Annotated in this window: 13 protein-coding genes; 2 read left to right on the top strand and 11 right to left on the bottom strand. The window is 44.3% G+C overall.

Going from position 1 to position 11,179, the window contains the following annotated elements:
* Nucleotides 1-55: 55 nt before the first annotated feature.
* The 11 genes from GDZ68_RS15245 to GDZ68_RS15195 all read right to left on the bottom strand — a co-directional run bounded on the left by GDZ68_RS15245 (nucleotide 56) and on the right by GDZ68_RS15195 (nucleotide 8,520).
* Nucleotides 56-589: a dihydrofolate reductase family protein gene (locus tag GDZ68_RS15245; RefSeq protein ID WP_153723168.1), complete on the bottom strand. Its 534-nt coding sequence runs from the start codon at nucleotides 587-589 to the stop codon at nucleotides 56-58.
* Nucleotides 590-732: 143 nt separating this feature from the next.
* Nucleotides 733-915, bottom strand: coding sequence for a hypothetical protein (locus tag GDZ68_RS15240; RefSeq protein ID WP_153723167.1), 183 nt, complete (start codon nucleotides 913-915; stop codon nucleotides 733-735).
* Between the two features lie 236 nt (nucleotides 916-1,151).
* The gene (locus tag GDZ68_RS15235; protein ID WP_153723166.1) at nucleotides 1,152-1,559 is read right to left on the bottom strand and encodes a DUF4181 domain-containing protein; all 408 of its coding nucleotides are present in this window, start codon (nucleotides 1,557-1,559) and stop codon (nucleotides 1,152-1,154) included.
* A 198-nt stretch (nucleotides 1,560-1,757) separates the two neighbouring features.
* Complete coding sequence (locus GDZ68_RS15230) at nucleotides 1,758-2,795, bottom strand: DUF4179 domain-containing protein (protein ID WP_194841193.1); 1,038 nt, start codon at nucleotides 2,793-2,795, stop codon at nucleotides 1,758-1,760.
* A complete protein-coding gene (locus GDZ68_RS15225; protein ID WP_153723164.1) occupies nucleotides 2,792-3,361 on the bottom strand; it encodes a sigma-70 family RNA polymerase sigma factor in 570 nt (189 codons plus the stop codon). Before GDZ68_RS15225 ends, GDZ68_RS15230 begins: the two co-directional genes overlap by 4 nt.
* 83 nt (nucleotides 3,362-3,444) lie before the next feature.
* On the bottom strand, nucleotides 3,445-4,014 hold the full coding sequence (locus tag GDZ68_RS15220) for a hypothetical protein (protein ID WP_153723163.1): 570 nt from the start codon (nucleotides 4,012-4,014) through the stop codon (nucleotides 3,445-3,447).
* Nucleotides 4,007-4,903, bottom strand: a complete 897-nt coding sequence (locus tag GDZ68_RS15215) for a hypothetical protein (protein WP_153723162.1) — start codon at nucleotides 4,901-4,903, stop codon at nucleotides 4,007-4,009. Before GDZ68_RS15215 ends, GDZ68_RS15220 begins: the two co-directional genes overlap by 8 nt.
* Before the next feature lie 12 nt (nucleotides 4,904-4,915).
* Entirely contained in the window at nucleotides 4,916-5,545 is a 630-nt protein-coding gene (locus GDZ68_RS15210) for an alpha/beta hydrolase (RefSeq protein WP_153723161.1), read from the bottom strand.
* 92 nt (nucleotides 5,546-5,637) lie between these two features.
* On the bottom strand, nucleotides 5,638-6,612 hold the full coding sequence (locus GDZ68_RS15205) for a c-type cytochrome (RefSeq protein WP_153723160.1): 975 nt from the start codon (nucleotides 6,610-6,612) through the stop codon (nucleotides 5,638-5,640).
* Nucleotides 6,613-6,809: 197 nt separating this feature from the next.
* Nucleotides 6,810-7,487 carry an ABC transporter ATP-binding protein gene (locus GDZ68_RS15200; RefSeq protein ID WP_153723159.1) on the bottom strand — a complete coding sequence of 226 codons (678 nt, stop codon included), beginning with the start codon at nucleotides 7,485-7,487 and terminating at the stop codon, nucleotides 6,810-6,812.
* Nucleotide 7,488: 1 nt separating this feature from the next.
* Nucleotides 7,489-8,520, bottom strand: a complete 1,032-nt coding sequence (locus GDZ68_RS15195) for an ABC transporter permease (RefSeq protein ID WP_153723158.1) — start codon at nucleotides 8,518-8,520, stop codon at nucleotides 7,489-7,491.
* A gap of 143 nt (nucleotides 8,521-8,663) precedes the next feature.
* On the opposite strand from GDZ68_RS15195, the gene GDZ68_RS15190 reads away from it, so the two are divergent.
* Nucleotides 8,664-9,614 carry an ABC transporter ATP-binding protein gene (locus GDZ68_RS15190; protein WP_153723157.1) on the top strand — a complete coding sequence of 317 codons (951 nt, stop codon included), beginning with the start codon at nucleotides 8,664-8,666 and terminating at the stop codon, nucleotides 9,612-9,614.
* Nucleotides 9,607-11,124 carry an osmoprotectant update ABC transporter permease/substrate-binding subunit OpuFB gene (opuFB, locus tag GDZ68_RS15185; RefSeq protein WP_153723156.1) on the top strand — a complete coding sequence of 506 codons (1,518 nt, stop codon included), beginning with the start codon at nucleotides 9,607-9,609 and terminating at the stop codon, nucleotides 11,122-11,124. The genes GDZ68_RS15190 and opuFB overlap by 8 nt, the downstream gene beginning before the upstream one ends.
* Nucleotides 11,125-11,179: the final 55 nt, after the last annotated feature.

Here is an 11,179-nt window from a genome sequence, read left to right as displayed (position 1 = left end):
TATAGAGCGTATACTTATTTCAGAATTGTGCCTTTTAGCTGCATCACATTCGGGGTTATTTATTTACAGTATAATGTAATTCAACAAATTGATTGAAAGTTCTAGTACCTCTAAGCGAAAGATCTAACTGGTAATCCCCTGCTTTAAATAAGGGAATTCCCTCTCCGATGATTATTGGTGCCACTGTCACAATCAGATCATCGACTAACTTTTCTTTTATAAACGTATATAGTATGTCTCCACCACCAACTATCCAGATATCTTTACCGTCTTCTTTTTTCAAGTTATTAGTAAAATCAACAATATCTCCATTTACAAATGTAACGTCTTTAGTATCCTTTATTGATGACCTAGAAAAAACGTAACTATCTTTATTTGAATAAGGGAATTGACCTTTCTCTTGTTCCATAACCCAATCATATGTCCTTTTACCCATTAAGACTGTATCTACAGTTTCAAAAAACTTCGAATAACCATTATCTCCTTCGCCCTCAACCTTAAATAACCAATCAAGAGAGTCATCTTTCGTTGCGATATAACCATCTAAACTTTGAGCAATAAATAATACTAACTTCCGCTGTTTTTTCATAATAATCCTCCTAATCACTCCTAAAAAGGGAATGTACGTTCCCAATGATATTAGCAGAGCGACGCCACTAATTCAATTTATCAAAATGATCCTTTTACGGCACAATCCTTATTCCAGAATTGCCCCTGATAACAGTAAACCCTTTAATTATCTAAATCATTATCAAGAAATGATTTTTTATTCACTACAGACTCGGGTGTTCTTTCGATTGATTGTCCCACCACAGACTTGTTAATTCCTTCTTTGACTGCTTTATAAATCACTAGATAAAGAATGAATAATCCTATAATCCAGAGAATAATCATCCCAAAAACCTGACTTACCATTATCTCTCACTCCATTCTTAGCTATTATCTAAAATCTTCAGCAATGAACTAACAGTAAATAATACAAAGGCTATTTGAGTTGCGATAATTCCAAACGAATGAGATAACCATGAAAAATAATGGAGACAGAAGAAAGTAACCAAGAAAGCACCTCTTTTGTTTCACCATTTTACCTGCCCACATTTAGCATTGTTGAAAGGCCGTACATACTTTTCCAGAAAATACGCTCATGGGCTTTAAGGAATAAAGTTGGTTTGTAAGATCATTATAACCATTATGAATAAGACCGCCATCTCGGACAAAGTTAAAATGGCCTGTTTTGGATACGCAGAATATTTCCACTCAAAAAATGCTTTTACCAGCATCCTTACAGACACTAAAATAAAGGCAACTATTAGAACCAAATTAAAGGATTCCTCAAAATAGACTATGCCTGCGACCAAAACAATAAATACGATAACTATAGAATAGTCTCTAAGTATCTTGTCTATTTTCCGATACGATTGATTGATATGATTGTCGGAAGAGGCATCTTCGTATCTTCTTTCAATATCAAAAATCTTTCGCATTAGTGTTTGAGCTATAAACATGCCAAGAAAAGTAAGTGCTGCAACCAAACCTGCTTTCATCCAAATCCAAACCATAGCACACCTCCAGTTTGTAGAATGAACCTTTACGTCTTTTTACCCCGAATCTTTCGTAATAATTCTTACCACTTTACCATACATTCCCTGATCTCTCAGTCATTTGATTGGCAGGAATGAAAAAAACGCTCAGTTTTGAGCGTTTTTTTGTTTCTATCTTTTCTCTTTGAACGGATGTATCCTTACACTGAACAGTTCTTATTTCTTAACCAGCTCAATTTCAATCGGTTCAAGCATCACTGTTTCGTTTTTATTTCCACTGCCATTATACATATAGATTTCCGGAGTAAAAATTAGAGAGGTTGCCTCTTTGTCGATTTTTTTCAGAGTCGTGCTAAAGTGGTAATCCTGGCCATTTTCACTGAACCCACCATTGCCATTGGACAAATATTCACTCCCCAGATTATCTTTCACTGCCAGATCGGCCGTGACCCATTCCCATTCATCCGTTACCGCAGAATCAACTTTCTGACTGTATTCGATGATTGTCGAGATCTCGGTGAAGCGAATTTCCTCAATAGTTATTTCAACACCTCGTTTGGCAGCCGACTGGTCAACCAGCTGAACATCGCCCGTCATCGGCTTCAGCTTAAAGTGAAATTCCCAGTCTCCTGCTGTTTCTTTCATCGTGTCATAATTCACGATACTGTCTGGAACCCAGCTGACGTCGACGAAATCTGGTTTCTTGTCAAAGTCTGGAGTAGTCGTGATCATTCCGACATACTTATTGTCCGCCACCTTCTTCAACGCCGTGGAAGTTCCTGAAGAACCATTGGTGTGTTTTATATCCATTGGTGAATTGACGCCTGCATTTTGCCCCAGTTCTTTTGCGGTTTCAACGGAGTAGGTAAGTGTGACCGTCTTTCCGTCATATACCGCCCGATCCACCATGATGGTAATCCCTTTACTCGTCTGTGACTCGGCAATGTCGACAGCATATTCTTCATAATCGGTGTAAAATCCATCTTGGTCTTCGTTGAATATAGAGAAGATATTGCTGACGATCGGGATTTGGCTGGCAAGTGTCGGGAAGGCGATGCCGACTGCCGTCACTGACGCTACAGTGATGATTGCCGCAGCCGCCACATTCCGCCAGACTCTCGGAACACGTCTCCTCCGCTGTATTTTCATTCGCACTTGCTGCTTCATCGCCTCTTTCTCTTCATTCGAAACGTCCATCGGCTCAATCTCCTCCTCACTTTTCAGCTCGTTGAACCGCTTATACAAGGATTTCATATGCATTCTCCTTCCCACTCGCTCTTAATTAAGGCAGACAATTGCTTTTTGCCGCGATACAGCCGGTTATCAACAGCTGCCTTTGTCACGCGCAGGGATTCCGCAATTTCCCCGTTCGACATGTCGAGAAAATATTTCATTGTGAAAATATCTCGGTCCATTTCATTCAGCTTGCTCATCGCCATCAATAATTCTTCCTGCTCCTCTTTCGCCAGAAGTTCGCCTGCTGCATTGCTGTCGCTGATGAAATACATGTCATCCATCCCCTGTTCCCGATTATTCCGTTTCTCCATTCGCCGGTACTGATCAATCGCTTTGTACTTTGCGACCATGCAGATCCACTTTTTAAAATCCTCTGCTTCCCCTTCGAACTGCTCACTGTTCTCCCACACCGCCAGAAATACATCACTGATGCACTCCTCAATATCCGCGTCCTTCTGCAGGGGGCCTAGCACTTTATACACCACCGCTTTGACGACGGGCAAATAAGCATCCACGATATATTCCACCGCATCTTCCTTTTTGCGTTTCAGCCGCCGGATAAAATTTCTCTCTGTCGATTTCATCAGCAATTCTCCTTGAAAAACTGTTCTCACTTACTACAACGAATGAACACAACAAGTATTCTCATGAAAATTTAAAAAAGTCCTCACGTCTCCGGTGAGGACTCATCAAGTTCTATAGGCGTTTCCCAATCCATCCTGCGCAGCGCTGCAATCAGCGCCAGCAGAACAATGTCCATCGCAATAACCATCAGACTGAAAAACAAGAATACTGACGACCACTCATTGCCGCCGACATTTAACGAAAATGCAGTGAGCAGCATCATCACAAAATGAATACCCATATACCACACATACGTTATTTGCACGCGTTGGCGCAGCCGGCTCTGTCCGACGTTCTGAATGGCCGATTTCCATGCTCCGAATAAATAATAGACCGTTATCACTTTCCAGATGAACAAGCCTTCTGCGTACAGCGTCCACAAGCCTCCGGTCACTTCAGACAAGTTCACGAAAACGCCCGGCACAGAAATCAGTATGCCGACAAATGCCGCCTTCTCCGCTTTCTTCGCTGCGGGAAAACGTTCCGTCATGAGGTCGGCACCCAAATAAATTAGATAATAGCCAATCGGATCTGCCAGCAAATCGATGCCGAATTGAATCCGAAAAAAAATAAAAATATAGCCCCAGAACATCAGGCGAAACGCTTTATTCATTCGATTTCGCCTCCGTTCGCTTCTTTATCAGCTGCTTTATTTCCTCTAAGGTAAACTGCGGATAGGAGATATAGTTGGCTATTGTCGTAAAAGGCTCGTTTGCAGCTGTTTTTCCTGCTACTTCAATATCCATCTGCATAACGCCCCGCAGCTTGAGATCCGCTGCGCTGGTGATGGTCAAACGCTCACCTTTCTTCATATCAAACGGAAACTGAGCGGTCCGTACGTCTATTCCAGGAACATTCTGCCAGGACTTTTCTTCATACTCTGACATCCCTTCAGGCAGAGTTCCTTGATCCAGTGAATGTTCACGCATATATAGCTTGATGAAAAATTGATTTTGCAGTACGTCATCAAAAGAAGTCTTCACCGATTCTATCGTCACATCCTCACCCGGCAATAGCTGCGTTTTTTCGTACTCTCCACTGGCACTTGACTGATCTGTAAACGGCTGGGCTCCATCATAATCATAAGGTGGCTGAACCGTAACTTGCCCGATCTCCGTCTGGACAGTTGCACCATCCGTAAAGTTAACCGTTATCTCACGGAACTTCTGCGCCTCCGTCATGGCCGACGGCTGATCCATCTGCAGCGTCACACGGCGCAAGGAATAGCGGCCATAGTGCTCGACTTCTTCAAATTCAGGGCCTGTGCCAAAATGTAAGGGTGCACCTTGCCAATCGCCTAATTCCACCCATTGTATCATCGAGCGATCCTCTTTATTGGCAAGATAATACAATGAAAGTTCCGGACTCTCCTCCCGCCAGACGTCTATATAATGATCCAAGAAGATAGGATGGGCAAGCTTTGTGGATTCCGCATACGCATAATTCGCAATCCAGCTGACGACCGCAATCGCCATCAGCACCCAAAACGGCTGAATTTTCATCTGCTCCCCTCCTTACAATGTCTTGAGAAATGCAGTCAGATCACGTTGATTCTCAGGCGTCACGCCATGCCCGTCACCATACGTCTTAAACGTCACATTTGCCCCGAGGGATTCAAAATAGTCTTTGCTTTCCACACCCGACTGAGAAGGTATGACATAATCATAGTCCCCGTGCGAAATGAAGACTTGCAATTGATCAACTGGCTGCTTTGCATATTCATTCTTCACAAAGTCGGGGATATAGCCGCTGAGCGCTGCTACTCCATGTAAAGATGGAATCATCGACAAACCGAGCGTTTGCGCAAGCACCGCTCCCTGACTGAACCCGACGGTCGTCAAGCGGTCCGGATCCAAGTTAAATTCCGTAATCGCTTCGCGGATGAATGCCTGGATGTAAACCACTACTTTATCAAATACTTCACGCACCGGTTTGCCTTCTTCTTCGATTGTAAAAAATGCATAGCCGGGTGCATGAACTACCGGCCCCCTTAAACTGAATATATGATGGCTGTCTTGGAAGTCCGAGACAAGTTGAGGAAGGTCTCCTTCATGACTGCCCATGCCGTGAAACAAGAATATTGCTGGCTGCTTCCCCTCTTTTTCTGCAGGTGCTGTATGCGTAAACGTAAATGGTGATTGCATCTGTATTCCCCCTTTTCTTCTTCCATTCTTTTTTATAGTTTACCATAGAAAAAAACGCCTGCCATGATTACCCGGCAGACGTCTTCAAATCCTTATTTCTTTTCAGCGGGAGCAAGTACTTCATCCCAATTAATTGTGCCATCTTTAATTTCATCGCGGCGCTCTTTCGTCATGGTATCATTCGGACGTCCGCCGTTCGGCCAGTCCTTATCATGATTTTTCCATTCAGGACGGTCTTTGGAAAGAATGAAGGCTGCCAGGTCACTTGCTTCCTGATCCGAAAGTGTGTTTTCCTGACCCACCGGCATGTTTTTCTGTACATAGCCGGCCATTTTCGTCATACGTGCGATTCCGGCTCCGTCATTGAATGAACCGTCACCCCATAGTTTTGGGCCTGTGTTCGAACCGGTTCCCTCGCCGTTTTCACCATGACAGGCAATACAAGACGCCTGATACAGTTCTTCGCCGTTCTCTACGTTTGGTGTCGGCAACTCATCAATACTGTTCTGATGGCGCCAATCTAACTCAGCACCTACTGGAATACCTTCAGAAATGTACGTTAAATAGGCAACCATTGCATCCAGATCTTCATCGTCTGCCGCAAATTTCTGGCCGTCCATACTTCTAACCATACAACCATTGATGCGTTCTTCCAATGTCACCATTTGTCCGGAGCGTCCGATGTACATCGGATAAACCGCAGACATACCGACCATTGAAGAAACTCCTTCATCTGTTCCCGCTCCTGCGTGACAGCTTGTGCAGGACAATTCGTTTACACGTGCAATTCCGTCTTCTACTGACGCTGCTTCTGAGCGCAGTACATTTGATGTATCATCAAACAAGTCAAATCCTCGTTTGATCGCTTCCCCTTCAGGTCCATCTGGTACATCATCCATTGATGGCGGGTTGTGTTGAATTCCAGCTACTTCTTGTGTTGCTTCTTCATTTTCAGGAGTTTCTGACGCTTGATCCTTGTTGACACGGATTTGATTACCCATCAATGCGATGACAACCAAACAGACGATGACAATAAAACCCAAGACTAACGATGTTGTTCGTTTCATGTTTACTCCTCCTTTATTCTACATTTTTTTCATATCTTACACTGCAAACTTACCATATTTGGAAGACCTCGTCTATATCACTCCTGACTCAAAGTCAGTGCGAAATATGTCGAAAGCTCGCTATGTAGGTGTTTCCTGTACTGGAATTTTTTTATGACAAATTACAAAACAGACGGCGACAGAACGCCGCCATCTGTTTATTCCACTATATAGCCGTCCCGCATTGTAATAATGCGATCTGCGTACGGCAGCATTTCCTCATCATGTGTGACCATTAACGTCGTTAAATTCAACGTCCTCGTTAGTTCCTGCAACAGTTCCATGACGCCTTTTGAACGCTTTGTATCGAGACTTGCCGTCGGTTCATCTGCGAACAAAATTTTCGGACGGTGAATGATGGCACGCGCAATTGCCACACGCTGACGCTCCCCTCCTGATAAAGAAGAAGGATAGGCGTCTTTTCGATGTTCCATATCGACTAACTGTAAAATTTCAGCAATCGCTTTTGCCTGCTCTTTTTTATTAATTTTTGTTTCAGAGACATCCAGCATCAACTGCAGCTGCTCTTCTACTGTCAAGAAGGGCACAAGATGAGAGGACTGGAAGACAAAGCCGAAATCTGTAGCGCGTATATGACGGATTTCTTCTTGGCTCATCTTTGTCATATCTTTTCCTTCAAACATGATCTCTCCGCCAGATGCTCTTTGCAAACCTGCAGCAATCGTCAGGATGGTTGACTTGCCCGAGCCAGACGGGCCTACAAGTGCCGTAATTTCTCCTTCTTTCAGCGATAAGTTGACACCTTTTAAAATCTCTTCTTCAATTTCACCGTTCGTAAAGGTTTTTTTCACTTCATCTATAGTAAAGGCAGACATCTTACATCTCTCCTTGTTGAATCGCCTGAAGCGGTTCGATTTTTTTGATTTGGAAACCGGAAATCGTAGCACCTATGAAACCGACGGCTAAAAATACGGCTGACAACATGAGAACAGTATCCATTGTTAAGTGGAACGGCATGCCTTCAGGTGCGATAAAGCTGAATCCTTGGCTAAGCAGGATGGAAAGCGCCAAAGCCACAATTGTAATGACGATCATTTGATACCAGATCATCTTGAACAATGATAGTGTTTTCATACCGATTGCTTTCAAGATACCGTACAAACCGATTTTCTGAACGTTCATCATATAGAAGAAAATCGCAAACAGCATACCACTGATAATCACAAGGAACCACACGATCATGTTAAGTGACATCTGTTCCGCACTGTAACTAGGGATGGCATTTAAGAACTCTTTATTCGAAAAAGCCTCAAGCCCGCTGATTGCCGGCGTCTCTTTTCCAGGAATGAAGATTGTCTGCATTTCCATCACACGATAGATTTCCTGATAGTTTTTCATGTGAATGAATGCGACCGGTGCGTGACTGTATTTCTGCTGGTCAACAAATCCTTTGACGGTGAATTCGCCGCTGAATTGATTGTTGGTCAGCACATCGCCGACTTTGATTCCTTTATCCTTCAATGAATTGTCCAAGACGATTTCGCCTTCTTTAACATTTTCGAACAATTTGGAATCCGTAGATGCAACGAAAGCTACGCTGTGCTGCTTGTCTTCGCTGTCGTTGACGAAGCCCATCTGCACCGAGAATGCTGTTGCTCCCGGGTTATCTGCCAACGTTTTCTTTTGTACCTCTTCATCTATTTTCGATAAGTTATAAGTTTGGTCTGCATCTTTGTCTAAGTAAAATTGTCCTTCCGGCAAATCCTTGATGAGTGCCGCATTATCCTGCGACAGCCCGTTAGCCAGTCCTGAGATGATGAACGTCAGGAAACTGACGAGGAATATGATGGATCCGAGGATCAGGAATTTCGCTTTACTTTTCTTCATTTCTTTCCATGCTATTTTCATGGATACCGCCTCCGTGTTTTGTGTATACCTGTATCTTACCCAATGAAGATGAACGCAAAATGAACTGGGCATTATAAATGAGCTCTATTATTTCCCATCATCTTATTAATATGTGAAAATTAAAACAGTTAGGAGTGAGTGACTTGATTCGATTTGACGAAGTTTCGAAAAGTTATGATGGTGAACGTTTGGTGGTGGATTCAATAAATTTACAGATCGAGCGCGGAGAGTTTTTAGTGTTGGTCGGCCCAAGCGGGTGCGGGAAGACCACTACACTGAAGATGATTAACCGCTTAATTCCGTTAACAAAAGGAACCATCCGGCTCGATGAAAAAAGAATCAGTGATTATCCGATACATGAGCTGCGCTGGCAGATCGGCTATGTGCTGCAGCAGATTGCACTCTTCCCGCATATGACGATTGAAGAGAATATCGCGGTGGTGCCTGAATTGATCGGCTGGAAAAAACAGCGGATTCAGGAGCGGGTAACTGAACTGCTCGAAATGGTCGGACTAGATCCATCTATTTACCGCCGCCGCAAGCCGAGCGAGCTGTCAGGCGGACAGCAGCAGCGGGTCGGCGTCGTACGTGCACTTGCTGCTGATCCGGATATTTTATTGATGGACGAGCCTTTCAGTGCGCTCGATCCGATCAGTCGGGTAAAACTCCAGGATGATATGCTGGAACTTCAGCGCAATATTCAAAAGACCATTGTATTTGTGACGCATGATTTGCAGGAAGCTTTTAAATTGGGTGATCGTGTCTGCATTATGAACGCGGGAAGAATTGAACAAGTAGCTTCTCCACAGGAAATCCTGACACATCCGGCTACTCCTTTTGTGCGGGAGTTCACGGCGGCGGCTATAGCGAGGACATTCTCTATAGAAGACTATTTAGAGCCGGTGCCGGACGGCTTCATTTCATCTTTTGCGCTTTCCATCGACAGCAGCTGGGGAGCGTTAGTACAGGAGCTGAAAAATAAGGAGCGTGTGGCGATTGAGAAAGACGGCCGGATTGCCGGTTTCATAACGAGGGACAGCATTATGCAATTTTTAGCAGAGCAGTCAATGGAAGGAGCCGTGCCGAATGAATAATTTTCTGGAGGTATTTCAGGATCGTCGCGGACAGCTGCTGAGCGCACTGCTTGAGCATATTCAAATTTCATTGATTGCGCTGCTGTTCGCTGTGCTCATTGCCATTCCAATCGGCATCTACTTGACCAATCACCGAAAAATTGCGGAATCGGTCATCGGTGCCAGTGCCGTGCTGCAGACCATTCCTTCCCTGGCATTGCTGGGCCTGCTGATCCCTTTATTCGGCATCGGAAAGATTCCGGCCATTATTGCACTGGTTGCCTACGCGCTGCTGCCAATTTTACGCAACACGTATACCGGCATTAAGGAAGTTGATCCTTCCTTGAAGGAAGCAGCGACCGCGATGGGCATGAATACGTGGAAACGGCTGGTGAAAGTGGAGCTGCCGCTGGCGATGCCGGTGATGATGGCAGGAATCCGGACCTCGATGGTGTTAATAGTAGGAACAGCTACGCTCGCTGCATTAATCGGGGCAGGCGGTCTCGGTGATTTGATATTGCTCGGGATTGACCGCAATAACCCTTCACTGATTGTACTCGGCGCTATTCCGGCTGCTCTGCTTGCATTGTTCTTCGATTTCCTGTTAAAGATATTTGAAGGCCTTTCATTCAAAAAAGCAATGACTTCATTTACTGTATTTGTTATGGCGGCTGTATTGATGATTGCAGCTCCTTTGTTCAGCGGAAATGCCAAAGACTCGATCGTTATCGGCGGCAAACTCGGTGCTGAACCCGAGATCCTGATTAATATGTATAAACTGCTGATTGAAGATCAGACCGATCTGACAGTTGAATTAAAGCCGGGGCTCGGCAAGACCTCGTTCGTATTTAATGCACTTCAATCAGGAAGCATTGATTTATATCCCGAATTCACGGGGACGGCAATTTCTGAGTTTCTGAAAGAGGAAGCCGTCAGCAATGACCGGGAGCAAGTGTATGAACAGGCAAGAGCGGGCTTGGAAGAAAAGTTCGAATTAGCACTGCTGCCGCCAATGGATTACAACAATACGTACACGCTGGCTGTTTCAAAAGAGTTCCAGCAAAAGTACAATCTGCAAACGATATCAGACCTCGCTGCAGTGGAACAGGCCGTCAATGCGGGCTTCACGTTGGAATTCAATGACCGGGAAGACGGTTATCTCGGCATACAAAAACTGTACGGCATTACCTTCCCTTCCGTACAGACGATGGAGCCGAAGCTGCGCTACCAGGCAATTGAAGCAGGCGAAATTAATGTAATGGATGCGTATTCCACAGACAGTGAACTGCGTGAATATGAATTGACCGTACTTGAAGATGATGAAAATTTATTTCCGCCTTATCAAGGAGCCCCTCTGGCAAGAAAAGAAACGCTGAAAAAATATCCCGAACTTGAGGAAGTTCTGAATGTACTTGCCGGACTGGTGACGGATGATGAAATGCGTGAAATGAACTTCCAGGTGAATGCGAAAGATAGAAAGGCCGGAGAATTAGCAGAAGAATTCTTGAAAAAACATGATTTACTAAATTAATTTTCATTTCTTCATCCGGCCGTCAACCCACGGCTGCCAATTATTTGTAATTAGC

This window comes from Sporosarcina cascadiensis, assembly GCF_009650995.1.
Classification (GTDB): domain Bacteria; phylum Bacillota; class Bacilli; order Bacillales_A; family Planococcaceae; genus Sporosarcina; species Sporosarcina cascadiensis.
Note: the sequence above shows the minus strand (reverse complement) of the source record. Positions and strands in the feature narration are given on the sequence as shown.

What these genes read in the sequence shown, in the direction of transcription:
- GDZ68_RS15245 (WP_153723168.1), bottom strand. Translation starts at nt 589, where the DNA reads ATGAAAAAACAGCGGAAGTTAGTATTATTTATTGCTCAAAGTTTAGAT.
- GDZ68_RS15240 (WP_153723167.1), bottom strand. Translation starts at nt 915, where the DNA reads ATGGTAAGTCAGGTTTTTGGGATGATTATTCTCTGGATTATAGGATTA.
- GDZ68_RS15235 (WP_153723166.1), bottom strand. Translation starts at nt 1,559, where the DNA reads ATGGTTTGGATTTGGATGAAAGCAGGTTTGGTTGCAGCACTTACTTTT.
- GDZ68_RS15230 (WP_194841193.1), bottom strand. Translation starts at nt 2,795, where the DNA reads ATGAAATCCTTGTATAAGCGGTTCAACGAGCTGAAAAGTGAGGAGGAG.
- GDZ68_RS15225 (WP_153723164.1), bottom strand. Translation starts at nt 3,361, where the DNA reads ATGAAATCGACAGAGAGAAATTTTATCCGGCGGCTGAAACGCAAAAAG.
- GDZ68_RS15220 (WP_153723163.1), bottom strand. Translation starts at nt 4,014, where the DNA reads ATGAATAAAGCGTTTCGCCTGATGTTCTGGGGCTATATTTTTATTTTT.
- GDZ68_RS15215 (WP_153723162.1), bottom strand. Translation starts at nt 4,903, where the DNA reads ATGAAAATTCAGCCGTTTTGGGTGCTGATGGCGATTGCGGTCGTCAGC.
- GDZ68_RS15210 (WP_153723161.1), bottom strand. Translation starts at nt 5,545, where the DNA reads ATGCAATCACCATTTACGTTTACGCATACAGCACCTGCAGAAAAAGAG.
- GDZ68_RS15205 (WP_153723160.1), bottom strand. Translation starts at nt 6,612, where the DNA reads ATGAAACGAACAACATCGTTAGTCTTGGGTTTTATTGTCATCGTCTGT.
- GDZ68_RS15200 (WP_153723159.1), bottom strand. Translation starts at nt 7,487, where the DNA reads ATGTCTGCCTTTACTATAGATGAAGTGAAAAAAACCTTTACGAACGGT.
- GDZ68_RS15195 (WP_153723158.1), bottom strand. Translation starts at nt 8,520, where the DNA reads ATGAAAATAGCATGGAAAGAAATGAAGAAAAGTAAAGCGAAATTCCTG.
- opuFB (WP_153723156.1), top strand. Translation starts at nt 9,607, where the DNA reads ATGAATAATTTTCTGGAGGTATTTCAGGATCGTCGCGGACAGCTGCTG.